This window comes from Microbacterium sp. SORGH_AS_0505 (genome assembly GCF_030818715.1).
In the GTDB taxonomy this organism is placed as follows: Bacteria; Actinomycetota; Actinomycetes; order Actinomycetales; family Microbacteriaceae; genus Microbacterium.
Map to the genome: position 1 here is coordinate 2,324,673 of NZ_JAUTAT010000001.1, position 26,070 is coordinate 2,350,742.

The following is a 26,070-nucleotide window of genomic DNA, read 5'->3' on the forward strand; positions in this document are numbered from 1 at the left end:
CGGTCGAGCTGTCAGCGTCAGGCGCCGAGCTGGCCCTCGAACTGCGCCGCTTCGAGGCGAGCCTTCATCGTGCTGAGGAACCGCGCGGCATCCGCACCGTCGACGACACGGTGGTCGTACGACAGGGCGAGGTAGACGTAGGAGCGGACGCTGATGGCGTCCTTCCCGTCGACCGACACGACGCCCGGGCGCTTGACGACGACGCCGGTTCCGAGGATCGCGGACTGCGGCAGGAACACGACGGGGGTGTCGAACAAGGCACCGCGCGAACCCGTGTTGGTCAGCGTGAAGGTGCCGCCGGCGAGCTCGTCGGGCTTCAGCTTGTTGTTGCGGGTGCGCCCGGCGAGGTCGGCGATCTCATGAGCGATCTGAGCGATGTTCTTGTCGCCCGCGTCGCGCAGGACCGGCGTCAGGAGGCCACGCTCGGTGTCGACCGCGATCGAGAGGTTCTCGCTCGCCGGGTACACGATCTGGTCGCCGTCAACGGTCGAGTTGATGATCGGGAACGTCTTCAGAGCCTCGGCGGCGGCCAGTGCGAAGAACGGCAGGAACGACAGCTTGTCGCCCGTCTTCTCGAGGAACGACGCCTTCACGGAGTCGCGGTAGTTCGCGAGCTTCGTGACGTCGACCTCGACGACCGTGGTCAGCTGAGCGGTCTGCTGCATGGACTCGACGGCGCGGCTGGCGAGCACCTTGCGCAGACGCGACATCGGCTGCGTCGTGCCGCGCAGCGGCGACACCTCGACGGCAACGGGTGCCGGCGTCGCCGCCGGAGCGGCGTCGGCCTTCGGAGCCTCGGCGGCCTTCAGGACGTCTTCCTTGCGGATGCGCCCGCCGACACCGCTGCCGGTGACCGTCGACAGGTCCACGCCGTGCTGCTGAGCGAGCTTCCGGACGAGCGGGGTGACGTAGGTCACGCCATCCTCGGCCGGGGCGGCCTGAGGCTCCTGAGCCTTCGACTCTTCGGCCTTGGGCGCTTCCGCCTCGGGCTCTGCAGCCTTGGGCTCTTCGGCCTTGGGCTCTTCGGCCTTGGGTGCTTCGGCCTTGGGCTCTTCGGCCTTCGGGGCCTCGGGCTCGGCAGCCTTCTCCTCGGCGGGCGCGGCGGGGGCCGCCTCGGCCGGTGCAGCGGCGCCGGAGCCGACGCGAGCCAGCACGGCACCGACCTCGACGGTCTCGTCCTCCTGGACGAGGATCTCGGTCAGGGTTCCGGCAATCGGCGAGGGGATCTCGGTGTCGACCTTGTCGGTCGAGATCTCGAGGAGGGGCTCGTCGACGGCGACGTCATCGCCGACCTGCTTCAGCCAGCGGGTGACGGTGCCTTCGGTGACGCTCTCGCCGAGTTCGGGGAGGACGACGTCCTTCGCGTCACCGGACGAGGCGGGGGCGGAGGATGCCGGTGCGGACTCGGCCGGTGCCTCCTCCTGTGCGGGCGCCTCGGCGGCGGGCTCTTCGGCGGCCGGCTCCTCGGCGGGTGCCGACTCCTCGGCGGGTGCCGACTCAGCGGGAGTCGACGATCCGTCACCGATCTTGGCCAGAACGGCACCGATCTCGACGGTCTCGTCCTCGTCCACGAGGATCTCCTCGATCACGCCGCTGACGGGCGAGGGGATTTCGGTGTCGACCTTGTCGGTCGAGATCTCGAGGAGACCTTCGTCGGCCTGGACCGAATCACCGACCTTCTTGAGCCAGCGGGTGACCGTTCCCTCAGTGACGCTCTCACCGAGCGCGGGGAGGACCACGGATGTGCTCATGACTGTGTCTCCTTCAAGAAAAAGCGATGTGCTCTCTAGCTTAGTGTCGCGAGTGCGACGGGGTCAGATGGTGTGGAGGGGCTTGCCCGCGAGAGCGAGGAACGCCTCGCCGAGGGCTTCGCTCTGGGTGGGGTGAGCGTGGACGAAGGGGGCGATGTCCTCGGGGTGCGCTTCCCATCCGATGGCGAGTTGCCCTTCGGTGATGAGTTCGCCCACGCGGTCGCCCACCAGATGGACGCCGACGACCGGCCCGTCCGTGATCCGGACGACCTTGGCGAACCCGGCGGTCCCGAGGATCTCGCTCTTCGCGTTGCCCGCGAGGTTGAACTCGAATGCGGTGACCCGGTCGCCGTGCGCAGCCCGCGCCTGCTCCTCCGTCAACCCCACCGAGGCGACCTCGGGATGCGAGTACGAGACACGCGGGATCGTCGATTCCGGCACCGGAACGGGTGAAAGCCCCGCGATCCGCTCCGCCACGAAGATGCCCTGCTGGAAGCTGCGGTGGGCGAGCTGCAGTCCGGGAACGATGTCGCCGACGGCCCAGACGTGGGGGACCGTGGTCCGGAGGTCGGCGTCGACGGTCACGAAGCCCCGATCGAGCGAGACTCCGGCCTCAGCCAGGCCGAGTCCGTCCGTGACGGGTCCGCGTCCCACGGCGACGAGGACGTAGTCCGCGTCGACGACCCGACCGTCCGAGAGTGTCACCGCGACGCCGTCCGCGCGCGCGGTCACGCCGTCGCACCGGGTCGACAGGGCGGTCTGGATGCCGCGCTTGCGATAGGCGCGCTCGAGAGCCTTGCTCGAGGCGGCCTCTTCCGCAGGCAGCAGACGGTCCAGTGCTTCGACGATGAGGACCTCGGCGCCGAGCGAACGCCACGCGCTGGCGAACTCGACGCCGATCACCCCGCCGCCGAGGATCACGACCGACGACGGCACCTCGTCGAGGGTGAGCGCCGTCTCGCTCGTGAGGACTCGTCCGCCGGGCTCGATCCCGGGGAGGGACCGCGTCCGCGAGCCCGTCGCCAGGATCACGTCCGCACCGGCGTACTCATCGTCGCCCACCACGATCGTCCGGTCGGCGGTCAGCCGTCCCTCGCCGGGCACGACGGTGATCCCGCGCGTCGACAGCAGGCTCTGCAGGCCTCGGTACTTCTTGGCGACGATGCCCTCGCGGTACGCGGTCATCCGCGACGTGTCGAAACCCGACAACGTTGCGTCGACACCCACGGACGCCGCTTCGCGCACGTGATCGGCGATCTCGGCCGTGTGCAGCAGCGCCTTCGTCGGCACGCAGCCTCGATGCAGGCAGGTCCCCCCGACCTTGTCCTTCTCGACGAGTGCCACGGTCTTGCCGAGCTCGCTGGCGCGGATCGCCGCTGCATACCCGCCGCTGCCGCCACCCAGGACGACCAGGTCGAACTCGTGACGGGTCATCGCGATTCCGCCTCGAGGAAGGCGAGGAGCGATCGCACCGTCGCCGCCGTCGGGCCCTTGTCCGTCGGACCGAAGGGTGACGCCTTGTTCTCACCGCTTCCGGCGATGTCGAGATGGACCCAGGGGATGCGGGGTGCGTCGGCATCCTCCGACATCCGTCCGACGAACCGCTGCAGGAAGAGCCCTGCGAACATCGTGCCTCCCGCAGGATCGCCGACCTTGGCGTTGCGCAGGTCGGCGATGGGGGAGTCGAGCTCGTCCTCCATGTGCTCGGGGAGAGGCAGCCGCCAGGCGGCCTCGCCGACGGAGCCGGCCGCCTCTAGGTAGCGCGCCACGGCGTCGTCGTCGCCCATGACGCCGGTGTGCCGGTTGCCGAGCGCCACGATGACGGCGCCCGTCAGAGTGGCGACATCGACGATGACGTCGGGCTGCGTTCGGCTCGCCGCGACGAGACCGTCAGCCATGACGAGGCGGCCCTCGGCATCCGTGTTGAGCACTTCGACGGTCGTCCCGTCGAGCATGCGGAGCACGTCGCCCGGGCGGGTCGCGCGTCCGGAGGGCATGTTGTCGGCGATGCAGAGCCAGGCGGTGACCCCGACGGGCAGCTCGCGCTGCGCGGCCGCCCGCACGACCGCGAGAGCCGTCGCCGCACCGGCCATGTCGAACTTCATGCCGACCATGGATGCCGGCGGCTTCAGCGACAGGCCGCCGGTGTCGAAGGTGATGCCCTTGCCGACGATCGCGACATGGCGGTCGGCGCCGGCGGGGGAGTAGGTCAGGCGGACGAGACGCGGCGGGCGGTCCGAGCCCTGACCGACCCCGAGGATGCCGCCGAAGCCCTGCGCGGCGAGCTCGGACTCGTCGAGGACCTCGACGTCGACGGGCAGCCCTGCGACGGCCTCGATCGCGCGCTCCGCGAGATCGGCCGGGCCGAGCCACTCGGCGGGGATGTTGACGAGGTCCTTCACGAGAGCGACGGCGGAACCGGTGATGTCGACGCCGCGCACATCGGCCGGGTCGACGTCGGCGGCGAGGTGGAGGGTCACGTGAGCGGCGCGCGTCTTGCCGGGCTCACCCGACTTGTAGCCCTCGAAGCGATATCCGCCGAGGACGGCGCCCTCGGCAGCAGCACGCCAGTGATCCTCGGCGTGGGGAACGGCGACGGCGAGGCGCGCGAATCCGGTGGTCGTGCGGACCGCGGCGCCGACGGCATCCCGGATCGCATCGGCGGAGGGGGTCGCTCCGGTGCCGACGACGAAGAGGGGCAGATCGGTGGATGCCGGCGCGAAGACACGCACCGTGGTGCCGGCGGCGCCGGTGTACCCCACGCCTCGCAGCACGTCTTCTACGCCCGGCCAGTCTGCGAGGACCGTCGTCGCCTCATCGAGTGGCGGAAGAGCCAGGACGATCGCGTCGGCGCCGCCGTCGCGTGCAGGAGAGGTGGACACGGTCAGCTCGGGGTACGGCATGCCTCCATCCTATGGAGGGCGGCGTTCGCTCAGAGCGGGACGCCGGGCGCGCCGACCCCTTGGAGCCTGCTCCTACAGTGGAGACATGCCCCTGTCTGGTCCCCTGTACGAGCGCATAACAACCGCTCCGCCCGTCCCAGCGGGTCTGCCTCTGGTCGTCGCGTTGACCGGCTTCACCGATGCCGGATCCGCGGTGACGCGAGTCGTCGATCACCTGCACACCGAGCACGACCCGCAGCCGGTGGTCACCTTCAACCCGGATGTCCTCTTCGACTACCGCGCCCGTCGCCCGATCATCACGTTCGACGGCGACCACCTGACCGACTATCAGGCGCCCCGTCTCGACCTCGCCCTCGTGCACGACGCGTTGGGGCAGCCGTTCGTCCTGCTCTCCGGGTACGAGCCCGACTTCGCGTGGGAGGCGTTCGTCGACACCGTGGTGGGACTCGCCGAGGGACTCCAGGTCCGATCGGTGACGTGGTTCCACGCGATCCCGATGCCCGTCCCGCACACCCGGCCGCTCGGAACGACGGTGAGCGGCAACCGGAGCGATCTGACCGAAGCCCACTCGGTGTGGAAGCCGCGCACGCAGGTGCCGTCGACCGCCGGGCACCTCCTCGAATACCGCCTGTCGGATGCCGGGATGTCGGTGTCGGGCTTCGCGCTCCTCATTCCGCACTATTTGGCGGAGACCGATTTCCCCGCTGCGGCGATCGCCGCCCTCGACAGCGTCTCGATCGCCACGGGCCTCGTCTTCGACAGCGACACGCTGCGCGACGAGAACCGCGAGTACCTCGAGAAGGTCGAGGACCAGGTGTCGTCGAGCGATGAGCTGACCACCATGCTGCACAACCTCGAGACGCGCTACGACGCCTACATGGCAGGAGCGACGCAAGCGCAGCCCATCATCCACACCGGCGACCTCCCCTCCGCCGACGAGCTGGCCGCAGAACTCGAACGCTTCCTCGCCAACCGGCCGTCGGGCGACGACGATCGTCGTCCCGGCCTCGGCTGAGGCGCCTGCCCCCTCTCGTCCCTCGCCCGCGATCGTCGTCTCGCGGGAATGCCCATACGGTTTTCGGTGTTGACACCGGTGCGTCCTTCATGCATCCCACACCTGTGAGAGAATGGACGAAATGACCCGTTGTCCGGTCCGAAGGAACGTCGTTGTGCGTGTCCACGGGACTTGACAAGGGTCTTACTAGTGTCCGAAACCCGGCGGAGTGCCGTCGGTGAAAGGCGAGACGTGACTTCGAGCACGAGGACCACCCGTACACGAGCGGCAGAAGCGGTCGACGAAGCTGACGTCGTCGAGCCTGTTGAGACCGAGGCACCTGCCAAGAAGGCTCCGGCGAAGAAGGCCGCAGCGAAGAAGGCCCCCGCGAAGAAGCCGGCTGCGACGAAGGCGTCCCCGGCGAAGACCCGCGCGAAGAAGTCCGCTGATGAGGACGACGACGAGGACGGCGAGTCGGAGGAGGTCGAGCTCGACGCGACCGATGAGGCACCGGAGGACGACGCCAAGAAGGACGCAGACAAGGCCGAAGGCGACGACGAGGACGAGCCGACCAAGCCGGCGTTCACCGAGCCGCTTCCGACGGGCGCGATCGTCATCTCGTCGTCGGACGACGACGAGGTCCCGGTCTACTCGACGCAGATCACCGGCGCGACCGCCGACCCGGTCAAGGACTACCTGAAGCAGATCGGCAAGGTCCCGCTCCTCAACGCCGCCGAAGAGGTCGAGCTGGCGATGCGCATCGAGGCCGGCCTGTTCGCCGAGGAGAAGCTCTCCCACATGACGGCGGCCGAGAAGTCGGCGCAGCTCGGTCTCGACCTGCAGTGGGTCGCACGTGACGGACAGCGTGCGAAGAGCCACCTGCTCGGCGCCAACCTCCGCCTCGTGGTCTCGCTCGCCAAGCGCTACACCGGCCGCGGCATGCAGTTCCTGGATCTCATCCAGGAGGGCAACCTCGGTCTCATCCGCGCCGTGGAGAAGTTCGATTACACGAAGGGCTTCAAGTTCTCGACCTACGCGACGTGGTGGATCCGTCAGGCCATCACGCGCGCCATGGCCGACCAGGCACGGACGATCCGCATCCCGGTCCACATGGTCGAGGTCATCAACAAGCTCGCCCGCGTGCAGCGTCAGATGCTCCAGGACCTGGGCCGTGAGCCCACGCCCGAGGAGCTCAGCCGCGAGCTCGACATGACCCCCGAGAAGGTCATCGAGGTGCAGAAGTACGGTCGCGAGCCGATCTCGCTCCACACCCCCCTGGGTGAGGACGGCGACAGCGAGTTCGGCGACCTCATCGAGGACACCGAGGCGGTCGTCCCCGCCGACGCCGTCGGCTTCACGATGCTGCAGCGGCAGCTGGAATCCCTCCTCGACTCGCTGAGCGAGCGCGAGGCGGGCGTGATCCGGATGCGCTTCGGCCTCGGCGACGGTCAGCCCAAGACGCTCGACCAGATCGGCGACACGTTCGGGGTGACGCGTGAGCGGATCCGTCAGATCGAGTCCAAGACGATGGCGAAGCTGCGGCACCCGTCGCGGTCGCAGTCGCTCCGGGACTACCTCGAATGAGCGACGCCGCGAACGAGGGCAAGGAGCTCACGCGAGCGGTCGACGGCGCGACGTACGCCCGGATCCCCATCCGGACGCACGTGGTCATGCCGGGCGAGGACATCGACGAGATCGTCGCAACCTACGCCGCTCCGGAGCTCCAGCCCGGCGACCTGCTCTTCGTGACCGAGAAGATCGTCGCGATCACGCAGGGGCGCTCGTACCTCGTCGAGGACATCACGCCCAGGCCGCTCGCACGGTTCCTGTCGCGCTACGTCGTGAAGACGAAGTACGGCATCGGCCTCGGCATGCCCGAGACGATGGAGATGGCGCTGCGCGAGTGCGGGACGCCTCGGATCGTGTTCGCGGCCGGTGTCGCAGCTGTGACGAAGCTCTTCGGACGCCGTGGTGACTTCTACCGGATCGCCGGCGACAAGGCGCGCTCCATCGATGGGCCCACGCCGCACACGATCCCGCCGTACAACAAGGCGGTCGTGCTCGGTCCGAAGGATCCGGCTGCCGTGGCGGCGCGACTGAAGACCCGTCTCGGTGGGTCCTACGAGGTCGCCGTCGTCGACATCAACGACATCGGTGGCAACATCCTCGGGTCGACGCTCGACAAGGCGGGGGAGCAGCGGCTCGTCCGCATCCTCTCGGACAATCCGCTCGGTCAGGGACACCAGTCCACGCCGCTCGGCATCATCCGTTCCACGAAGGCCTGATCATGGGTGCCGTGAACAGGCTCTATCGTCGCGGACGCTTCTTCGTGAAGCGCGTCGTCAACTTCGACACCGATCGGGTGCTCCAGTTCGCCCGCCAGTCCGCGCGGCTCTCGAAGGCTCCGCTGTGGTGGGTCGTGGCCGACATGGCGTGGTGCTCGGTGCGCTACGAGACCACGTTCGAGAACTACTCGGAGTGGGACTTCCGCATCCTCAAGGGGCGCGAGCGCAAGACGTACATGACCGACCCGAAGTCGTTCCACCTGTCGCGACGTCTCAACGACAACGCGCAGCGTGCCGTCTTCGACGACAAGCTCCAGTTCGCGACGCGGTTCGGTCCGGAGCTCGGCCGCGAGTGGATCGATCTCGACGAAACGGATGCCGCGACGTTCGCCGATTTCGTGGACCGGCATCCGCGCATCATCGCGAAGAACCCCGGCGGCGTCGGAGGTAACGGCATCACGCTGATCGACTCCGCCGAGATCGGCGACACCGCCGCGTTCCGCGAGCAGCTTCTGTCGGACCGGCAGAACCTGGTCGAAGAGGTGCTGGTCCAGCACCCCGACATGGCTGCGCTCTATCCGGGCAGCGTCAACTCGCTCCGGATGGTGTCGTACCTCGACCCCGACGGCGAGGTGCATGTGCTCGCGGGCGTCCTGAAGATCGGCAACGGCGGCGTCATCGACAACTTCAGCAACGGCGGCATGTACACGATGCTCGACGACAGCGGCCGCGCACTCCACGCCGCCAGCGACGAGGAGGGGCGCCCGTTCGCGGAGCACCCCGCCACCGGCACGCCCATCACGGGCTTCCAGGTCCCCCTGTACGACGAGGTCCTGGCACTGGTGGACCGGCTTGCGCGACGCGTGCCCGCGTTCCCGTACATCGGGTGGGACATCGCCATCACGCCCGAGGGTCCGGTCGTCATCGAGGGCAACCACAACTCGGGTGTGTTCCAGTCGAAGCCGTCCGTCTCCGGCATCCGCCGTGGCCTGCTGCCTCGGTACCGCGCCGCGATGCGTTTCTGACCGACCCGAACCGAAGGGACCGCCATGCGCCGCATCCGCGTCCGCCTGCAGTACCTGATCCGACGCGCGCGGAAGATCCGACCGGGCAACCTCGTCGAGTTCGCGCGCACCGTGCAGCGCGTGTCGAGGGCGCCCCTGCCGGTGATCATCGCCGACATGCTGTGGTGCTCGGTGCGCTACGACATGGCCTTCCGCGACTACGCCGTCTGGGACATCCGCCTGCTGAACGCGCAGGAGCGGAAGACGTGGATGACGCACCCCAAGTCGTTCCGGATCACGAAGATGTACAACACGCCCGAAGGGCGTTCGAAGCTCGAGGACAAGCGTCGTTTCGCCCGGGAGTACGCGGACCTCCTCGGCCGCGAGACGATCGACCTCCGCGACGTCGACGACACCCAGTTGGCGGCTTTCCTCGCTCGCCATCCACGCGTCCTCGCGAAGCCGAACGAGGGGCACGGCGGCGGCGGGATCGATTTGCACGCAGTCGCCCCCGACGTCGACGCAGCACGCTTCCGCGCCGAGGTCACAGCCAAGGGGCAGACCGTCCTCGACGAGTTCATCGTCCAGCACCCCGAGATGTCGGCGCTCTACCCGGACGCCGTGAACACCGTCCGCCTCATCACGTTCCTCGACGAGGAGGACCGCGTCCACCTGCTGGCGGCGGTGCTCCGCATCGGCAACGGGGACGTGATCGACAACTTCGCCTCGGGCGGGATGTTCACGATGCTCGACGACGACGGGATCGCCATGTATCCGGGAGTCGACAAGAACAGCAACGTCTACCGTGAGCACCCGGTGACCGGGACGCCGATCGTCGGATTCCAGGTGCCCGAGTACGGCCGCGTCCTCGACCTCGTCGCCGCGCTCGCACGCCGCACGCCCGAAGCGCCGTACGTGGGGTGGGACATCGCGATCACCCCGGCCGGCCCGGTCGTCATCGAGGGGAACCACAACTCGAGCGTCTTCCAGCCGAAGCCCTCGGCCTCGGGTGTCCGCACCGGCCTGTTGCCTGTCTACCAGGCGGCCGTCGGGTTCTGACTCGAGCTCTCACGCGAAAGCCCCCTGCATGATGCAGGGGGCTTTCGTCGTGATCGTGATGCCGCGGCTCAGACCGCCTCGGTCAGGCGAGCGGTCTCGTCGTGCCACGAGGTGGCGACGGCGCGCAGCTTCTCTTCGTACTTGCGGCCGTGGTGGGCGCAGAACAGGAGCTCGCTCCCGTTGACCTCGGCGGCGATGTAGGCCTGGGCTCCGCAGGAGTCGCAGCGATCCATCGCCGTCAGGCGGTGTTCGAGGACGGCTCCGGGCTCGGTGGTGGTCGACGTGCTCATGTCAGGTGCCTCCTCGTACTGCTCATGACGGGTGAACTGTCATGTCATACAACCACGCGGATGTTGTGGGTATGCCGCCATTGCATGACATTTCGCTCCGGGCGTACGGTATGTGCCCGCCGCGTCCGCGTCGGCTCCCGTGCTCGTGTGTCGGTCAGGCGACTGTCGGTCGTGCCGAATACGATGGGAGATCGTGACCGCCGAGTATTCCGCCCATCATCTCCAGGTCCTGGAAGGGCTCGAAGCCGTGCGCAAGCGGCCGGGCATGTACATCGGCTCGACGGACTCCCGCGGTCTCATGCACTGCCTCTGGGAGATCATCGACAACTCCGTCGACGAGGCGCTCGGTGGGCACGGCGACCGGATCGAGATCCTGCTCTACGCCGACGGCAGCGTCGAGGTCCGCGACCGGGCCCGCGGCATCCCGGTCGACATCGAACCCCGCACCGGACTGTCGGGCGTGGAGGTCGTCTTCACCAAGCTCCACGCGGGAGGCAAGTTCGGCGGCGGGTCCTACGCGGCATCCGGTGGTCTCCACGGTGTCGGCGCGTCCGTCGTGAACGCGTTGTCTGAGCGGCTCGACGTCGAGGTCGACCGGGGCGGCAAGACGTATGCCATGTCGTTCCATCGCGGAGAACCCGGACTGTTCGACGGCGACGGTCCGGCATCGCCGTTCCGTCCCTTCGAGAAGTCCAGCGAGCTCAGAGTCGTCGGCAAGGCGCCTCGCGGTGTCACCGGAAGCCGCATCCGCTACTGGGCGGACCGGCAGATCTTCACGAAGGATGCCGCTTTCGATCTGAGCGAGCTCGAGCAGCGCGCGCGGCAGACCGCGTTCCTCGTCCCCGGTCTCGAGATCGTCATCGTCGACCGCCGGACCGACGAGGAGATCGAAACGAGCTTCCGCTACGACGGCGGCATCTCGGAATTCGCGGACTTCCTCGCACCGGACGCGCCCATCACGGACACCTGGCGGCTGTCCGGAACGGGCACCTTCACGGAGACGGTCCCCGTCCTGCAGCCCTCCGGCGCCATGGTGCCCACCGAGGTGGAGCGCGAGTGCGAGGTCGACATCGCCCTCCGGTGGGGCACGGGGTATGAGACGGTCGCCCGTTCGTTCGTCAACATCATCGCGACGCCCAAGGGCGGCACGCACCAGCAGGGCTTCGAGCAGGGGCTCATGAAAACCCTTCGGGGTCAGATCGAGTCGAACGCGCGCAAGCTCAAGGTCGGGGCGAACGAGAAGATCGAGAAAGACGACATCCTCGCCGGGCTCTCGACCGTGCTCACGGTGCGCCTGCCCGAACCGCAGTTCGAGGGGCAGACGAAGGAGATCCTCGGCACTCCGGCGGTCCGCAACATCGTTGCATCCGTCGTCTCGAAAGAGCTCGCCGCGAAGTTCGCCTCGCCGAAACGCGACGACAAGGCGCAGACCGCGCTCCTGCTCGAGAAGGTCGTCTCGGAGATGAAGGCGCGCATCTCCGCGCGCACCCACAAAGAGACGCAGCGCCGCAAGAACGCGCTCGAGTCGTCGTCGCTGCCGACGAAGCTCGCCGACTGCCGCACGAACGACGTGGCCGAGTCCGAACTTTTCATCGTCGAGGGCGACTCGGCGCTCGGCACCGCGAAGCTCGCGCGCAACAGCGAGTACCAGGCGCTCCTGCCGATCCGCGGCAAGATCCTCAACGTGCAGAAGGCCTCGATCAGCGACATGCTGTCGAACGCGGAGTGCGCCGCGATCATCCAGGTGATCGGAGCGGGGTCGGGAAGGTCCTTCGACCTCGAAGCCGCTCGCTACGGCAAGATCATCCTGATGAGCGACGCCGATGTCGACGGCGCTCACATCCGCACGCTGCTGCTGACGCTGTTCTTCCGCTACATGCGTCCGCTGATCGAAGAGGGCCGCGTCTACGCTGCCGTCCCGCCGCTGCACCGCGTCGTGGTCATGAATCCCGGCACGAAGCCGAACGAGACGATCTACACCTACAGCGAGCAGGAGCTGCACACGCTGCTCGCGAAGCTGACGAAGTCCGGTAAGCGCTGGCAGGAGCCGGTCCAGCGGTACAAGGGTCTCGGCGAGATGGATGCCGACCAGCTCGCCACCACGACGATGGACCGCGCGGGCCGGACGCTCCGCCGGGTCCGCGTGCAGGACGCCGAGGTCGCATCGACGGTGTTCGAGCTGCTGATGGGCTCCGAGGTCGCGCCGCGTCGCGACTTCATCGTCACCTCGAGCGAACGCCTCGATCGCGAGCGCATCGACGCCTGACGCCCGCGGCGCTAGCGTGACGGGTATGGAAGCCCATCGTGTCGTTGCGCCGGTCATCGCCCCGGGGGAGAAGCCGAAAGGCCCTGCCTCGTACTTTCCAAGCATCGAGAAGACCTACGGACAGCCGGTGCAGCGCTGGCTCGACATCGCCGCGGACAGCCTCGACACCCGCACGCACATGGAGACGGTGGCCGTCCTGAAGAACGAGCACGGTCTCGGGCACGGACACGCCAATGCCATCGTCGCCTACGTGAAGGCGAAGCTCGCCGGCTGAGGCCGGTTCAGTCCACCGTCGTGCCGATGGCCCCGATCGCGGCGTCGAGCGCCTGGCCCGAGGCATCCCGCTTCGCACCGGTCTCCGGCAGCGGTCGGACCGCACCGTCGATGCCGACGGCGCGCGGCTGATCGCCGACCCACGCGACGAGCAGTGCATCCTCCCACCGGAGGAAACGCTGCGCGCGGACCCCGCCGGTCGCCCGGCCCTTCGCGGGGAACTCGGAGAACAGCGAGACCTTCGCCGATCCCGGATCCGTGCCCGGCAACGCGGCGCTCGCCCCGGCGACCGTCGCCACCACGGTGTCGTCCGTCGTGCTGATCGCTGAGAATGCGATGACACGAGCGCCATCCGACAGTCGGATCCCGGCCATACCGCCCGCAGATCGGCCCTGCGGGCGAACGGAAGACGCATCGAAGCGCAGGAGCTGGGCATCGCTCGATACGAACACGAGCTCCGTGGTGTCGGGGGCGAGTGCGGCGCCGACCACGGTGTCGCCGGGCTTCAAGGAGATGATCTCGACGTCCGGCTTGCCGGGGGGCAGCTCTGTCGCGGCGACGCGCTTGACGACGCCCTGCGCCGTTCCGAGCGCGATCGGGGCGTCGGCCGTCAGCGGGACGATCGCGACGACGTGCTCGGTCGGGGCGAGGCCGAGATACTGGTCGGCGCGGGTGCCCGCCGCGAGCTGCACCGAGTTCGCCGGCACAGACGGGAGGTCGACGGGCGTGAAGCGCACCAGCCGGCCCAGGGTGGTCACCGCTCCGAGGTCACCGCGCGTCGTGCCGTCGACGGACGACCGGATGGCGTCGTGCTTCGAGCGTCGCGTCGGCGTGACGACGCCGCCTCCGGGCGCATCCGCGACGAGCTCCGCGCGCACCATGCGTCCGGTCGCCGAGAGGTAGACGCGGCACGGCGCATCGGCGATCTGCAGGTCCGCCGGCGCTGCGGCGCGGCCGCGCGGGGCGACGGGACCGCCGTTCATGAGCAGCGTGCGTCGCGGCGTGCCGAAGGCGTCGGCCGCGGCGTCCAACTCCGTTGCGACCTGGCGGCGAAGGAGCACGTCGCTGCCGAGGAGTTCCTCCAGTGCGGCGATGTCGGTCTTGAGCGTGTTCTGCTCGGCCTCGAGCTCGACGCGCGAGAACTTCGTGAGCCGGCGCAGCCGCAGCTCGAGGATGTACTCGGCCTGCAGCTGGGACAGGTCGAACACGTCCATGAGGCGTGTGCGCGCCTGCTCGCTGTCGTCGGATGTGCGGATGACCTGGATGACATCGTCGATGTCGAGGATCGCGATGAGGAGGCCCTCGACGAGGTGCAGGCGTTCCTGCTTGCGCGCGAGGCGGTAGCGGCTGCGTCGGGTGACGACCTGGATGCGGTGATCCAGGTAGACGCGCAGCAGTTCCGTGAGCCCGAGGGTCTGCGGCTGACCGCCGACGAGCGCGACGTTGTTGATGCCGAACGAGTCCTCGAGCGGTGTGAGGCGGTAGAGCTGCTCCAGGACGGCGTTCGGATCGAAGCCGGTCTTGATCCCGATCACAAGGCGCAGGCCGTTGTTGCGGTCGGTCAGGTCGGTGAGGTCGGAGATTCCGGTGAGCTTCTTCGACGAGACGGCGTCGCGGATCTTCTCCATGACGCGCTCCGGTCCCACCATGTAGGGGAGCTCCGTGACGACGATGCCCGTGCGGCGCGGGCCGAGGGATTCGATCGAGGTCTTCGCGCGGGTGCGGAACGTCCCGCGGCCGGTCTGGTAAGCCTCTTTGATGCCGTCGAGTCCGACGATGACGCCGCCGCCGGGAAGGTCCGGTCCCGGCACGAACTCCATGAGCTCCTCGAGGGTCGCGCCGGGGTTCTCGAGCAGGTGGATGGCGGCTGAGACGACCTCGATGAGGTTGTGCGGTGCCATGTTCGTCGCCATGCCCACGGCAATACCGGTCGCGCCGTTGACGAGCAGGTTCGGGAAGGCGGCGGAGAGGACCTCGGGCTGCTGGAACTGGCCGTCGTAGTTGGGGATGAAGTCGACGACGTCCTCGTCGAGGTTCTCCGTGAGGGCCAGAGCGGATGCCGCGAGTCGAGCCTCGGTGTAGCGAGCGGCCGCGGGGCCGTCATCGAGCGACCCGAAGTTGCCGTGTCCGTCGACGAGCGGCACGCGGAGCGCGAAGTCCTGCGCGAGGCGGACGAGCGCGTCGTAGATCGCGGAGTCGCCGTGCGGGTGCAGCTTGCCCATCACATCGCCGACGACGCGCGCGCTCTTCACGTGGCCACGGTCGGGGCGTAGACCCATCTCGGACATCTGGAAGAGGATGCGGCGCTGCACGGGCTTCAGCCCGTCACGGGCATCCGGAAGGGCACGTGAGTAGATGACCGAGTAGGCGTACTCCAGGAACGAGCCCTGCATCTCGTCAGCGAGGTCGACGTCCTCGATGCGTTCAACAGCGGGCGGGGGAGGGGGAGTGCGCGATGCCATGGCCTCGATCGGTCTTCGGGAGATGCTGCGGGGGCCAGAAACGGCGGCGGAGCACCGTGTGGAAGACTGACCCGGGTGTCACTCAGCCTACCCGCGGACCCGCCGTCAGCCCGGAGCCTCACCGGTGTCGTGCCGCAGATCCTGGCCTCTCTCGAGGGCCGGGGTAAGTGGTTCCCGCCCACCCGGTCGGCGATCGTGCTGCTCGTCGACGGTCTCGGTCGCGCGAACCTGACCGCCCGCGCCGGGTACGCCCGATTCCTCACCGGACGGATGACGAAGAAGGATGCCATCCGCACCGTCTTCCCCTCGACCACGGCGGTCGCGCTCGCGAGTCTCTTGACCGGCGAGACGCCCGGGACGCACGGCCTCGTCGGCTACCGGGTCCGCATCCCCGGTACGGACCTGGCGCCCAATCAGCTCAAAGGATGGGAGACCGACGGGCTGGACCCGTTGACCTGGCAGCGGTCGGTCCCGCTGCTCGAACGCGAGGCCGCCGCCGGGCGTCCCTGCTTCGTCGTCTCGCAGCCGCGCTACGCCGGGACCGGCTTCACGGCCGCCCTCCAGCGGGGTGCGGAGTTCGTCGGCGCCGCCTCGATCGCCGAGCGGGTGGAACGCGCCGCGGACCTCGCCCTCCGGCATCCCGGCGCCCTCGTCTACGCGTACGTCCCGGAACTAGACACGATCGCCCATGCCCGCGGATGGGAGAGCGACGAGTGGGCAGCCGGACTCGAGCGCGTGGACGGCGCCGCCCGTGACCTCGACGCAGCCATCGGCTCCCACGCGGCGGCGATCCTCACCGCCGATCACGGCATCGTCGACGTCCCGCGCCATCGCCAGGTCCTGCTCCGAGAGGGCGATCCGCTGGTGGAGGGCGTGAACATCGTCGGCGGTGAGCCGCGGATGCTGCATCTCTATACCGAGGAGGGCACAGCGGACGAGGTCCTGAACCGGTGGCGGGATGCCGAGTCCTCCCGCTCCTGGGTGATGTCACGCGACGAGGCGGTCGCCGCTGGGCTGTTCGGCACGTCGCCCGACCCGGAGGTCCTGCCGCGGATCGGCGACGTCCTCGTCGCCGCCCGATCCGCCGTTGCGTACTACGACGATCGAGAGGCCGACAAGAAGCCGCAGAACATGATCGGACAGCACGGCTCGCTCACCGACCAGGAACGCGTCGTCCCCCTGGTGCGGCTCGGAGCCTTCGGCTGAGCTCAGCCGTCTTCGGTGCGTGCGCCGAAGACGATCTCGTCCCACGACGGCATCGACGTGCGTCCGCGGCGGCGGCTCTGCTCCGCGGGCGGTTCGGCAGCGGCCTCGGCATCCGCCGGTTCTGCGGGCGTCGCCTGGTCGACGTCCGCTTCCGGAGCGTCGAAGAGCGCGACGGGGGTCGACGAGGGTTCTTCGCTGTGCTCGGCGGGCATCGGCTCGCGCTGGCCGCGACGGCGACGGAGCGCTTCGAGAAGGTCCGCGGTCTCGGCGGAGGTCACCGGCGCGTCCGGGGCGCGCTTGATGGCGGCCTGCTGAACGGCGGGGGAGGACGACGGGCGTGCTTCGGGTGTGTCGAAGTCCGCTTCCGGCTCGGTCACGGCGCGGGGACCGAACGCGCCGGTGTCGAATCGCGTGGCATCTTTCTGCGGCGCGGAGTCGAGGGCGCGCAGACGCGGGATGAGTCCCTCCGGGAGGGAACCCTGGCGCGACAGCTGGGTCGCGTCGGAGTTCTGCGGAGCCAGGGACGAACGACGCGGGTCGAACGACCAACGGGCGTCGTGCTCGACCTCGCCCACCGTGAACTCGAGCTTGACGGTCCAACCGTTCTGGTCTTTCCAGCTCGTCCACCGCTCGCCGGTGGCGCCGGCTTCGGTGAGCTTGGCTCGGACGGCGTTCCCGAACGTCGGCTGCGCACCCGGGTCGAGTTCCCCGCCGATGAGCACCGTCACGGCGAGGGCCTGGCCCACGACGTGCTCGCGCTCGGCGAGAACGGGGCCTTCGAATCTCTGGACGTCCTCGACGCGCACTCCGAGGAGCTGCGCGACGTCCTCCGCGGTCATGCCGGCGCGGATGTGGGACTGGATGTCACGCGGGTTCGGACGCGTGGTGCGGGGCTCGGCGTCGCGCTGCAGGCGTCGCAGCTGGGCGCGCAGAGCCTCGTCGACGGCGAGTGAGAATCGGTCGCCGGCGTCGGTCGCGAGCATCAGGCGACCGTCTTCGGTGCCGATCACTTTGAGCTGTTCCATGCGGACGTCCTCCAGATCCAGCGGGTGGGTTCATGGTGTCACGGCGAACGGTCGAGGGCGGGAATATCCGGGGCGTGCCGCGAGTTTGCGGTGGGGCACCTCCGAAAGGCGGCGGCGACCCGACGGCTCATTTGCGATTCACCGACAGGTGATGCAAACTATGGCCGCCCGAACGGGCCGCACCCACAGCACCACCCCGAAAGTTGAGACGTTCTCGAATGGCCACGGATTACGACGCCCCCCGCAAGACCGAAGACGACAGCGAGTCGATCGAGGCTCTCAAGGAACGCGTCCCGGACAAGATGTCCGGCTCGGTCGACGTCGAAGACTCTGACAACCCCAGCGGTTTCGAGCTCCCCGGCGCTGACCTCTCCGACGTCGACCTCGACGTCGTCGTCCTGCCCCCGCAGGAGGACGAGTTCACCTGTGTCGAATGCTTCCTCGTGAAGCACCGGACCCAGATCGACCACCAGACCTCGATCGGCGCGATCTGCACCGAGTGCGCCGCGTAAGCAGCGCCGATATCAGCGACCCCGCTGCGCGCGGGTGATCATCGCCGCCACCCGATCAGGGGTGCGGGACGAGAACACCCAGCGTGCTGTGGGGTCGTCGTCGTCTGAGACGGGGACGCGCACGACGCCGTCGATCCCGCCGCGAAGCAGATGCCAGTCGTCGCGTCGGAGGCCGCCGCCTCGGGCAGCCCGCGCCTCTTCCCCCGTCAGCACCTCGGGATCGCCGAGGTCGGTGACCGGGATGTGCGCCCGCCCGACGCGGAGCACGCCGTCTGCGAGCGTGACGACGGGAGCAGTCAGGATCAGAGACGACACCAGGACGACGCCGACGGCGAGTCCGATGACGAGGGCGAGGGTCGTGTCGATCGGCGAGAAGACCACCGCCGCCATGGGCGCGCAGACCGCGGCGCTCACCAGGAGCCACAGCGAAGGGCTGAGCCGTTCGCGGTACGAGGAGGGGACGGTGCGGTCGGGGTTGTGCATTAGCCTCGGGGGGTGATGGATACCGTGGACGTTCCCATTATCTCGGCTCATGTGCCCGTCTACGCGCACCCGGGCGATGCCGGCGCCGACCTCGTCTCCACAGAGCAGGTGCGTCTGGCCCCCGGTCAGCGCGCCCTCATCGGTACGGGAGTGCGCATCGCGCTGCCCGACGGCTACGTCGCTTTCGTCGTCCCTCGCAGCGGTCTGGCCGCCAAGCACGGCATCACCGTGGTCAACTCACCGGGCACGGTCGACGCGGGGTACCGGGGCGAGATCAAGGTCACGCTGTTGAACACGGATGCCGCGGAGCCCTTCGACATCGCTCCGGGCGACCGCATCGCCCAGCTCATCGTGATGCCCGTCTCGCGGGCGACCTTCCTCCCCGTCGACGCGCTTCCCGACAGCGTGCGCGGCGACGGGGGCTTCGGATCCACCGGCTACACGACAGGAACAACCGCATGAGCGACGAGCTCGCACCCAAGTCGGCACCGAGCGATCGGGCCGAGAACGGTCCGTTCGACGAGGCGGAGGCGAACCCCGTCCGTCCGTACATCGACCTCGGCGGGGTCAAGGTCCTGCCTCGCGAGGGTCTGAACCTCCGGCTGGAAGTCGAAGAGCAGACGAAACGCATCGTCGCCGTCGGGCTCGACTACGTCGGCTCGACACTGCAGGTGCAGCCGTTCGCCGCGCCGCGGTCGAGCGGCCTGTGGGAGGAGACGCGCGAGCAGATCCGCCAGCAGGTCCGTCAGCAGGGCGGGCGCGTCGAGGAGCGGGAAGGGCCGCTCGGCCCCGAGCTGCTCGCCGAGGTGCCCGTCGCCGGTGCGGACGGCGCCGCCGGGAAGCGCCTCGCGCGCTTCGTCGGCGTCGATGGTCCGCGCTGGTTCCTGCGTGGTGTCATCGGAGGAGCTGCGGCGAGCGACATCGCGGCCGCCGAGCAGGTCGAAGACCTCTTCCGCTCGATCGTCGTCGTCCGCGGCAACACGCCCATGCCGCCGCGCGACCTCATCCCGCTGAAGATGCCGGCATCCCCCGGCAGCGCATGACCACCTCGCAGGACCGTCCCGAATCGGGGGACCCCCAGCCGACGAGGGGAGACCTCGTGCCACCGCCGGCGGGGGAGCCGACGGCATCCGGTCTTCTCGGTCAGGCTATCGGCGGCGCAGCCAAGCGTGCAGGTCTCGATCCGGCGGAGGACGCGACGACCGGCCACGTCGTGTGGCGCGCGATGGGCGGATGGCGCGGCATCGCCGAGTCGGTCCTTCCCGGGCTCGTGTTCGTCGTACTCTTCACCGTCACCGGACAGGATCTCGTGCTGTCGCTGGTGGCCTCGGTGGGGCTGGCGGCCGTCTTCACCGTGATCAGGCTCATCCAGCGTTCGCCTGCTGCGGCTGCCTTCGGCGGTCTCGTGGCGACGGGTGTCGCCGCGGCCCTGGCCCTGTTCACGGGGCGCGGCGTCGACAACTTCGTCCCCGGGCTCATCACCAACGCCGCCTACGGGACCGGGTTCCTGGTGTCGGCACTGGTCGGCTGGTCGCTGATCGGGTTGGCCGTCGGCTTCCTCATGAACGAGGGCACGGCATGGCGGGCCGATCGGCGCAAGCGTCGGGTCTTCTTCTGGCTCGCGATCGCGTGGGCTGCTCTCTTCTACGTGCGCCTCGCCGTCCAGCTCCCGCTGTACCTCGCCGATCAGACAGCGGCGCTCGGCACCCTGAAGCTCATCATGGGCCTTCCCCTCTTCGCGCCGATGGTGGCGGTCACCTGGCTGGCCGTCCGAGCGCTCTACCCGCGGCGCGCCGAAGCTCCCGGCGAGAGCTGACAAGCCGCGCGACCAGACGTGCCGAGTGGTTGACTGGGCCGCATGGACGCCGTCCCCATGTTCCCGCTCGGCAGTGTGCTCTTCCCGCACACGCCGCTGGCACTGCGGGTGTTCGAGCCGCGGTACCTGACGATGATGGGTCGCCTCCTCGACGCGGAGGATCCATCATTCGGCGTCGTCCTCATCGAGCGAGGGCTGGAATCCGGGGGAGGCGACGAACGCAGTGCGCTCGGCACGATGGCTCGCATCGTCCGGATCGAGGCCGGCGCCGCTGATCTGTTCGTCATCGCCGTCGGCAGGGAGCGGATCACGGTCGACCGGTGGGGCGCCGATGACCCGCATCCCGTCGCGGACGTCACGACGGTCGAGCCGCTGAGGTGGAGCGACGACCTTCTTCCGCTGCGTCGGGAGGCGGAACGGGTCGTGCGTCGGGTCGCGACTCTTGCGGCCGTCCTCGACGAAGCGCGGTGGGATCCCGACACCGAGATCTCGGACGACCCCGTGGAGTCATCCTGGCAGCTCGCCGCGATGGCGCCTCTCGGCGAGTACGACAGGTTCCGACTGCTCGGTTCGACGACGCTGACGGAGCTCCTCACAAGGCTGATCGACCTGTGTCTTGAAGAGGAGCCGGTCCTCGTCGCCCGGGCGGCGGATGTCGCCGAGTCGGACGGTGACGAGCTCTGAGTCCTCGCCGCCGGGCGAAGTGAGGTATCTTGATATCAAGATAAATTTCGCCCGCCGGGGTAAGGCGGACCTCACTAGTCACCGGGACCGGGCGGGGCGAAGATGGGAGGGCCGGCTGACGCCGCGCCCGCCGACGAAGGAGAGCACACGTGTCCACTGTTGACAGCTTCGGTGCCAAGAGCACACTCACAGTCGGCGACACCGACTACGAGATCTTCCGCATCGAGACCGTTCCCGGTTTCGAGAAGCTTCCGTACAGCCTCAAGATCCTCCTCGAGAACCTGCTTCGCACCGAGGACGGTGCGAACGTCACCAAGGAGCAGATCGAGGCTCTCGGGAACTGGAACCCCGACGCCGAGCCGAACACCGAGATCCAGTTCACGCCCGCACGCGTGGTCATGCAGGACTTCACCGGTGTGCCGTGCATCGTCGACCTCGCCACCATGCGCGAGGCCGTCACCGCCCTCGGCGGCGACCCGAGCAAGATCAACCCGCTGTCTCCGGCCGAGATGGTCATCGACCACTCGGTCATCGCAGACCTCTTCGGTTCCGACAACGCCCTCGAGCGCAACGTCGAGATCGAGTACGAGCGCAACGGCGAGCGTTACCAGTTCCTGCGCTGGGGTCAGACCGCTTTCGACGACTTCAAGGTCGTCCCGCCGGGAACCGGCATCGTCCACCAGGTGAACATCGAGCACCTCGCGAAGGTCATCTACGACCGCGAGGTCGGCGGTGTCCTGCGTGCCTACCCCGACACCTGCGTCGGCACCGACTCGCACACCACGATGGTGAACGGCCTCGGTGTCCTCGGTTGGGGTGTCGGCGGCATCGAGGCTGAGGCGGCCATGCTCGGCCAGCCCGTCTCCATGCTCATCCCGCGCGTGGTCGGCTTCAAGCTGACCGGTGAGATCCCCGCCGGCGTGACCGCGACCGACGTCGTCCTCACGATCACCGACATGCTGCGTAAGCACGGCGTCGTCGGCAAGTTCGTCGAGTTCTACGGCGAGGGCGTCGCGCAGGTGCCGCTGGCCAACCGCGCCACCATCGGCAACATGAGCCCCGAGTTCGGCTCGACCGCGGCGATGTTCCCCGTCGACGACGTGACCCTCGACTACCTCCGCCTCACGGGTCGTGACGAGCAGACCGTCGCCCTCGTCGAGGCCTACGCCAAGGCGCAGTCGCTGTGGCACGACGCCTCCCGTGAGCTCAGCTTCAGCGAGTTCATGGAGCTCGACCTCTCGACGGTCGTCCCCTCCATCGCAGGTCCCAAGCGTCCGCAGGACCGCATTCTCCTGTCCGACGCGAAGAACCAGTTCGAGAAGGACATCCTCAACTACGCGGATGCCGCGGCTGAGGACTCCGTCGAGATCGAGGGAACCTTCCCCGCGTCCGACCCCGGTTCCGCCCCGGGCGTCGAGCACGAGACGGTCTCGGCCGAGGGTGTCTCGCACCAGCACGAGCACGAGCACGTCCCCTCGATGATCTCGAGCGGCGCGCGCCACGCGGCATCCAAGCCCGTCAAGGTGACGACGCCCGAGGGCCAGTCGTACCTCCTCGACAACGGTGCGGTCACCCTCGCGGCCATCACCTCGTGCACCAACACGTCGAACCCGTCGGTCATGATCGCGGCGGGCCTGCTCGCCAAGAAGGCCGTCGACAAGGGCCTGAAGCGCAAGCCGTGGGTCAAGACGACGCTCGGCCCCGGCTCGAAGGTCGTCACCGACTACTACGAGAAGTCCGGCCTCGACAAGGCACTCGAGGGCCTCGACTTCTACACAGTCGGCTACGGCTGCACGATCTGCATCGGCAACTCCGGACCGCTCATCGAAGAGGTCTCGGCCGCGATCAACGAGAACGACCTCGCCGTCACGGCCGTCCTCTCGGGCAACCGCAACTTCGAGGGCCGCATCAGCCCCGACGTGAAGATGAACTACCTCGCGTCGCCCCCGTTGGTCGTCGCCTACGCTCTCGCCGGGTCGATGAACTTCGACTTCGAGACCGACGCGCTCGGCAAGGACGAGGCCGGCAACGACGTGTTCCTGAAGGACATCTGGCCCTCGCCCGACGAGGTTCAGGAGGTCATCGACCACTCGATCTCGCGCGAGCAGTTCATCAAGCAGTACTCCACCGTCTTCGACGGCGACGAGCGCTGGCAGAACCTTCCGACGCCCACCGGTCCCATCTTCGAATGGGACGAGGACTCGACGTACGTCCGCAAGGCTCCGTACTTCGACGGCATGGAGAGCACGCCGGCGCCCGTCACCGACATCTCCGGTGCGCGTGTCATGGCGACCCTGGGCGACTCGGTCACGACCGACCACATCAGCCCCGCCGGAAACATCAAGGCCGGCACGCCCGCGGCTCAGTACCTCACCGAGCACGGCGTGGCGCAGAAGGACTTCAACTCCTACGGCTCGCGTCGCGGTAACCACGAGGTCATGATCCGCGGCACGTTCGCCAACATCCGCCTGAAGAACGAGATCGTCGCCGCGGTCAACGACGGCAAGGTCGTCGAGGGTGGCTTCACCCGCGACTTCACCCAGGAGGGTGGCCCGCAGTCGTACATCTACGACGCGAGCCAGAACTACCAGGCACAGGGCACCCCGCTCGTCGTCTTCGGCGGTAAGGAGTACGGCTCCGGTTCGTCCCGCGACTGGGCGGCCAAGGGCACGAGCCTGCTGGGCGTCAAGGCGGTCATCACCGAGAGCTTCGAGCGCATCCACCGCTCGAACCTCATCGGCATGGGCGTCGTCCCGCTGCAGTTCCCCGCCGGCGAGAGCTGGAGCTCGCTCGGCCTCGACGGTACCGAGATCGTCTCGATCACCGGCCTCGAGCAGCTGAACGAGGGCGTCACGCCGAAGACGGTCAAGGTCGTCGCCGAGCCGAGCGAGTTCTCGCCCGAGGGCAAGCAGACGATCGAGTTCGACGCGGTCGTCCGGATCGACACCCCCGGTGAGGCGGACTACTACCGCAACGGCGGCATCCTGCAGTACGTGCTGCGTTCGCTGGTCTGACCCTGCTTGTCAAGAGGACCCCGGCTCCGCGTGGAGTTGGGGTCCTCTCGCATGCGGGCACGTAGACTCCTGACATGAGTCTTCTCGAGGGAATTTCCGGTCCGCGCGACCTCGATCGGTTCTCGAGCGAGGAGCTCCACGTTCTGGCTGACGAGATCCGGACCTTCCTGGTCGAGAACGTCTCGCGCACAGGTGGCCACCTCGGTCCGAACCTCGGAGTCGTCGAGCTGACGATCGCCCTGCACCGCGTTTTCGACTCCCCGAACGACCCGATCATCTTCGACACCGGTCACCAGTCCTACGTCCACAAGCTCCTCACGGGCCGTCAGGACTTCTCTCAGCTCCGCTCGCGCGGGGGTCTGGCGGGCTACCCGCAGCGGTCCGAGAGCCCGCACGACGTCGTCGAGTCGTCGCACGCGTCGAGCTCGCTGAGCTGGGCGGACGGCGTCTCGCGCGCCCTCACGGTGACCGGGCGCAAGGACCGTCACGTCGTGGCCGTCGTGGGCGACGGTTCCCTCACGGGCGGCATGACGTGGGAAGCCCTCAACAACATCTCCGACGACAACGACCGCAACCTCGTCATCGTCGTCAACGACAACGGCCGCTCGTACGCCCCCACCATCGGCGGCATGGCGCGCTACCTGAATCGCGTCCGCACCGCGGACAGCTACAAGACGCTGCGGCAGAGCTCCGCTCACGTCTCCCGTCTTCTCGGTCCGATCGGGCGCGCGGTGTACCGCGGCGTCCGGGGTGGCACGCACGGCTTCCTGTCGCGCTTCACGAACAACGTCGCGTTGTACTCCAACCTCGACATCAAATACCTCGGACCCGTCGACGGGCACGACCTCGACGCGATGGAAGAGACGCTCCGCCTCGCGAAGGAGTACGGCGCCCCCGTCATCGTCCACGCCATCACCGACAAGGGACGCGGCTTCGAGCCGGCCCGTCGTGATGAGGCCGACCAGTTCCACGCGGTCGGGAAGATCGACCCCGTCACGGGGGAGCCGATCGGTTCCTCGGATGCCGTTGCCTGGACGGACGTCTTCTCCGAGGCGCTCGTTGCCGCGGGTGAGCGTCGCGAGGACATCATCGCGATGACCGCCGCGATGCTGCGACCGACCGGCCTGCAGGACTTCGCGCAGCGGTTCCCGACGCGGGTCTACGACGTCGGCATCGCCGAGCAGCACGCCGTCGCCTCTGCTGCGGGCCTGGCGTTCGGCGGTCTTCACCCGGTCGTCGCGATCTACGCCACCTTCATGAACCGTGCGTTCGACCAGGTCATGATGGACGTCGCGCTGCACAAGGCGGGGGTGACCTTCGTCCTCGACCGTTCCGGCGTCACCGGGCCCGACGGTCCCAGCCACCACGGCATCTGGGATCTCGCGATGCTGCAGCTCGTCCCCGGCATTCAGATCGCCGCGCCACGAGACGCGGAGCGGCTCCGCGAGCTCTTCGACGAGGCGGTCACCGTCGAGGACGCCCCGACCGTGGTCCGGTTCCCGAAGGGGTCCGTGCCGGACGCTCTCGATGCGATCGAGCGGCGGGAGGACGGCACCGACGTGCTGTACCGAAGCGGTGCGGAGGACGTCCTCATCGTCGGGATCGGCCCGATGGCCCACATGGCCGTCGAGGTCGCCGAACGACTCCGCGCCCAGGGAATCGGCTCGACCGTCGTCGATCCCCGGTGGGCGGTACCGATCCGTCCCGCGATCGTCGAGCTCGCGGCATCCCACCGCCTGGTGATCACGATCGAGGACGGTATCCGCGTCGGTGGTGTCGGGACGCGCGTGCGTCAGGTCCTCCGTGAGTCGGGCGTCTCCACGGCTGTCGACGAACTGGGCCTCCCGGACGAGTTCATCGATCACGCGACCCGCGAGCAGATCCTCGCCGATGCGGGTTTGACGGCCTCGAAGATCGCGCAGGACGTCGTCGCGCAGGTGCTCGGCACGCGCGTACCCGTTGCGCGGCAGTCGGCCGACGACGCGGTGTGGACCTCGCACGAGGTCGAACTGCGCGGCCCGACCGACGCGGGTTCCGAGTGAC

Annotated in this window: 22 protein-coding genes; 15 read left to right on the forward strand and 7 right to left on the reverse strand. The window is 68.6% G+C overall.

The annotated features are described in order from the left end of the window. Window positions 1–17: 17 nt before the first annotated feature. From sucB to QE428_RS11475, 3 genes are all read right to left on the reverse strand, one after another. On the reverse strand, window positions 18–1,751 hold the full coding sequence (sucB, locus tag QE428_RS11465; RefSeq protein WP_307469288.1) for a 2-oxoglutarate dehydrogenase, E2 component, dihydrolipoamide succinyltransferase: 1,734 nt from the start codon (window positions 1,749–1,751) through the stop codon (window positions 18–20). A 63-nt stretch (window positions 1,752–1,814) separates the two neighbouring features. Then, a complete protein-coding gene (gene lpdA / locus QE428_RS11470) occupies window positions 1,815–3,185 on the reverse strand; it encodes a dihydrolipoyl dehydrogenase (RefSeq protein ID WP_307469290.1) in 1,371 nt (456 codons plus the stop codon). Next, window positions 3,182–4,654 (reverse strand): leucyl aminopeptidase, encoded by a 1,473-nt coding sequence (locus QE428_RS11475; RefSeq protein ID WP_091353346.1) that lies wholly within the window; start codon window positions 4,652–4,654, stop codon window positions 3,182–3,184. Before QE428_RS11475 ends, lpdA begins: the two co-directional genes overlap by 4 nt. Before the next feature lie 85 nt (window positions 4,655–4,739). Between QE428_RS11475 and QE428_RS11480 the strand changes: the two genes are divergently transcribed. The 5 genes from QE428_RS11480 (at window position 4,740) to QE428_RS11500 (ending at window position 9,996) form a co-directional block, all read left to right on the forward strand. Next, complete coding sequence (locus QE428_RS11480; RefSeq protein ID WP_133399552.1) at window positions 4,740–5,669, forward strand: proteasome assembly chaperone family protein; 930 nt, start codon at window positions 4,740–4,742, stop codon at window positions 5,667–5,669. A gap of 231 nt (window positions 5,670–5,900) precedes the next feature. After that, the gene (locus QE428_RS11485; RefSeq protein WP_091353354.1) at window positions 5,901–7,232 is read left to right on the forward strand and encodes an RNA polymerase sigma factor; all 1,332 of its coding nucleotides are present in this window, start codon (window positions 5,901–5,903) and stop codon (window positions 7,230–7,232) included. Then, on the forward strand, window positions 7,229–7,933 hold the full coding sequence (locus tag QE428_RS11490; RefSeq protein WP_091353357.1) for a coenzyme F420-0:L-glutamate ligase: 705 nt from the start codon (window positions 7,229–7,231) through the stop codon (window positions 7,931–7,933). Before QE428_RS11485 ends, QE428_RS11490 begins: the two co-directional genes overlap by 4 nt. Window positions 7,934–7,935: 2 nt before the next feature. Next, window positions 7,936–8,958, forward strand: a complete 1,023-nt coding sequence (locus QE428_RS11495) for a sugar-transfer associated ATP-grasp domain-containing protein (protein WP_307469302.1) — start codon at window positions 7,936–7,938, stop codon at window positions 8,956–8,958. Window positions 8,959–8,982: 24 nt separating this feature from the next. Next, window positions 8,983–9,996: a sugar-transfer associated ATP-grasp domain-containing protein gene (locus QE428_RS11500; RefSeq protein ID WP_133399553.1), complete on the forward strand. Its 1,014-nt coding sequence runs from the start codon at window positions 8,983–8,985 to the stop codon at window positions 9,994–9,996. 68 nt (window positions 9,997–10,064) lie between these two features. On the opposite strand, the gene QE428_RS11505 is transcribed toward QE428_RS11500, so the two are convergent. Beyond that, entirely contained in the window at window positions 10,065–10,286 is a 222-nt protein-coding gene (locus tag QE428_RS11505; RefSeq protein WP_091353368.1) for a hypothetical protein, read from the reverse strand. Window positions 10,287–10,479: 193 nt separating this feature from the next. On the opposite strand from QE428_RS11505, the gene QE428_RS11510 reads away from it, so the two are divergent. Further along, the gene (locus QE428_RS11510) at window positions 10,480–12,552 is read left to right on the forward strand and encodes a type IIA DNA topoisomerase subunit B (RefSeq protein WP_133399554.1); all 2,073 of its coding nucleotides are present in this window, start codon (window positions 10,480–10,482) and stop codon (window positions 12,550–12,552) included. Window positions 12,553–12,577: 25 nt separating this feature from the next. Beyond that, window positions 12,578–12,826 carry a DUF4287 domain-containing protein gene (locus tag QE428_RS11515; protein WP_091353374.1) on the forward strand — a complete coding sequence of 83 codons (249 nt, stop codon included), beginning with the start codon at window positions 12,578–12,580 and terminating at the stop codon, window positions 12,824–12,826. A 7-nt stretch (window positions 12,827–12,833) separates the two neighbouring features. On the opposite strand, the gene QE428_RS11520 is transcribed toward QE428_RS11515, so the two are convergent. Continuing rightward, window positions 12,834–15,287, reverse strand: coding sequence for a DNA topoisomerase (ATP-hydrolyzing) subunit A (locus tag QE428_RS11520; protein WP_307469310.1), 2,454 nt, complete (start codon window positions 15,285–15,287; stop codon window positions 12,834–12,836). A 75-nt stretch (window positions 15,288–15,362) separates the two neighbouring features. On the opposite strand from QE428_RS11520, the gene QE428_RS11525 reads away from it, so the two are divergent. Further along, on the forward strand, window positions 15,363–16,493 hold the full coding sequence (locus QE428_RS11525; RefSeq protein ID WP_307469313.1) for an alkaline phosphatase family protein: 1,131 nt from the start codon (window positions 15,363–15,365) through the stop codon (window positions 16,491–16,493). A 2-nt stretch (window positions 16,494–16,495) separates the two neighbouring features. Here the strand turns inward: QE428_RS11525 and sepH are convergent, their stop codons facing one another. Then, window positions 16,496–17,518 (reverse strand): septation protein SepH, encoded by a 1,023-nt coding sequence (gene sepH, locus QE428_RS11530; RefSeq protein ID WP_091353383.1) that lies wholly within the window; start codon window positions 17,516–17,518, stop codon window positions 16,496–16,498. Window positions 17,519–17,736: 218 nt separating this feature from the next. Between sepH and QE428_RS11535 the strand changes: the two genes are divergently transcribed. Continuing rightward, the gene (locus tag QE428_RS11535) at window positions 17,737–18,030 is read left to right on the forward strand and encodes a DUF4193 domain-containing protein (protein WP_018186686.1); all 294 of its coding nucleotides are present in this window, start codon (window positions 17,737–17,739) and stop codon (window positions 18,028–18,030) included. Between the two features lie 12 nt (window positions 18,031–18,042). Here the strand turns inward: QE428_RS11535 and QE428_RS11540 are convergent, their stop codons facing one another. Beyond that, window positions 18,043–18,513, reverse strand: coding sequence for a DUF3093 domain-containing protein (locus tag QE428_RS11540; protein ID WP_091353388.1), 471 nt, complete (start codon window positions 18,511–18,513; stop codon window positions 18,043–18,045). A gap of 12 nt (window positions 18,514–18,525) precedes the next feature. On the opposite strand from QE428_RS11540, the gene dut reads away from it, so the two are divergent. The 6 genes from dut to dxs all read left to right on the forward strand — a co-directional run bounded on the left by dut (window position 18,526) and on the right by dxs (window position 26,069). Continuing rightward, window positions 18,526–18,975: a dUTP diphosphatase gene (gene dut, locus QE428_RS11545; protein ID WP_172824654.1), complete on the forward strand. Its 450-nt coding sequence runs from the start codon at window positions 18,526–18,528 to the stop codon at window positions 18,973–18,975. Continuing rightward, the gene (locus QE428_RS11550) at window positions 18,972–19,556 is read left to right on the forward strand and encodes a DUF3710 domain-containing protein (RefSeq protein ID WP_091353392.1); all 585 of its coding nucleotides are present in this window, start codon (window positions 18,972–18,974) and stop codon (window positions 19,554–19,556) included. Before dut ends, QE428_RS11550 begins: the two co-directional genes overlap by 4 nt. Further along, window positions 19,553–20,329 (forward strand): DUF3159 domain-containing protein, encoded by a 777-nt coding sequence (locus tag QE428_RS11555; RefSeq protein ID WP_307469318.1) that lies wholly within the window; start codon window positions 19,553–19,555, stop codon window positions 20,327–20,329. The genes QE428_RS11550 and QE428_RS11555 overlap by 4 nt, the downstream gene beginning before the upstream one ends. Before the next feature lie 42 nt (window positions 20,330–20,371). Further along, a complete protein-coding gene (locus QE428_RS11560; RefSeq protein WP_091353399.1) occupies window positions 20,372–21,013 on the forward strand; it encodes an LON peptidase substrate-binding domain-containing protein in 642 nt (213 codons plus the stop codon). Between the two features lie 149 nt (window positions 21,014–21,162). Next, window positions 21,163–24,027, forward strand: coding sequence for an aconitate hydratase (locus QE428_RS11565; RefSeq protein ID WP_307469322.1), 2,865 nt, complete (start codon window positions 21,163–21,165; stop codon window positions 24,025–24,027). A gap of 74 nt (window positions 24,028–24,101) precedes the next feature. Next, window positions 24,102–26,069, forward strand: a complete 1,968-nt coding sequence (gene dxs, locus QE428_RS11570; RefSeq protein ID WP_307469324.1) for a 1-deoxy-D-xylulose-5-phosphate synthase — start codon at window positions 24,102–24,104, stop codon at window positions 26,067–26,069. The last annotated feature ends 1 nt before the right edge of the window (window position 26,070 follow it).

What these genes read in the sequence shown, in the direction of transcription:
- sucB (WP_307469288.1), bottom strand. Translation starts at nt 1,751, where the DNA reads ATGAGCACATCCGTGGTCCTCCCCGCGCTCGGTGAGAGCGTCACTGAG.
- lpdA (WP_307469290.1), bottom strand. Translation starts at nt 3,185, where the DNA reads ATGACCCGTCACGAGTTCGACCTGGTCGTCCTGGGTGGCGGCAGCGGC.
- QE428_RS11475 (WP_091353346.1), bottom strand. Translation starts at nt 4,654, where the DNA reads ATGCCGTACCCCGAGCTGACCGTGTCCACCTCTCCTGCACGCGACGGC.
- QE428_RS11480 (WP_133399552.1), top strand. Translation starts at nt 4,740, where the DNA reads ATGCCCCTGTCTGGTCCCCTGTACGAGCGCATAACAACCGCTCCGCCC.
- QE428_RS11490 (WP_091353357.1), top strand. Translation starts at nt 7,229, where the DNA reads ATGAGCGACGCCGCGAACGAGGGCAAGGAGCTCACGCGAGCGGTCGAC.
- QE428_RS11495 (WP_307469302.1), top strand. Translation starts at nt 7,936, where the DNA reads ATGGGTGCCGTGAACAGGCTCTATCGTCGCGGACGCTTCTTCGTGAAG.
- QE428_RS11500 (WP_133399553.1), top strand. Translation starts at nt 8,983, where the DNA reads ATGCGCCGCATCCGCGTCCGCCTGCAGTACCTGATCCGACGCGCGCGG.
- QE428_RS11505 (WP_091353368.1), bottom strand. Translation starts at nt 10,286, where the DNA reads ATGAGCACGTCGACCACCACCGAGCCCGGAGCCGTCCTCGAACACCGC.
- QE428_RS11515 (WP_091353374.1), top strand. Translation starts at nt 12,578, where the DNA reads ATGGAAGCCCATCGTGTCGTTGCGCCGGTCATCGCCCCGGGGGAGAAG.
- QE428_RS11520 (WP_307469310.1), bottom strand. Translation starts at nt 15,287, where the DNA reads ATGGCATCGCGCACTCCCCCTCCCCCGCCCGCTGTTGAACGCATCGAG.
- sepH (WP_091353383.1), bottom strand. Translation starts at nt 17,518, where the DNA reads ATGGAACAGCTCAAAGTGATCGGCACCGAAGACGGTCGCCTGATGCTC.
- QE428_RS11535 (WP_018186686.1), top strand. Translation starts at nt 17,737, where the DNA reads ATGGCCACGGATTACGACGCCCCCCGCAAGACCGAAGACGACAGCGAG.
- QE428_RS11540 (WP_091353388.1), bottom strand. Translation starts at nt 18,513, where the DNA reads ATGCACAACCCCGACCGCACCGTCCCCTCCTCGTACCGCGAACGGCTC.
- QE428_RS11550 (WP_091353392.1), top strand. Translation starts at nt 18,972, where the DNA reads ATGAGCGACGAGCTCGCACCCAAGTCGGCACCGAGCGATCGGGCCGAG.
- QE428_RS11555 (WP_307469318.1), top strand. Translation starts at nt 19,553, where the DNA reads ATGACCACCTCGCAGGACCGTCCCGAATCGGGGGACCCCCAGCCGACG.
- QE428_RS11560 (WP_091353399.1), top strand. Translation starts at nt 20,372, where the DNA reads ATGGACGCCGTCCCCATGTTCCCGCTCGGCAGTGTGCTCTTCCCGCAC.
- dxs (WP_307469324.1), top strand. Translation starts at nt 24,102, where the DNA reads ATGAGTCTTCTCGAGGGAATTTCCGGTCCGCGCGACCTCGATCGGTTC.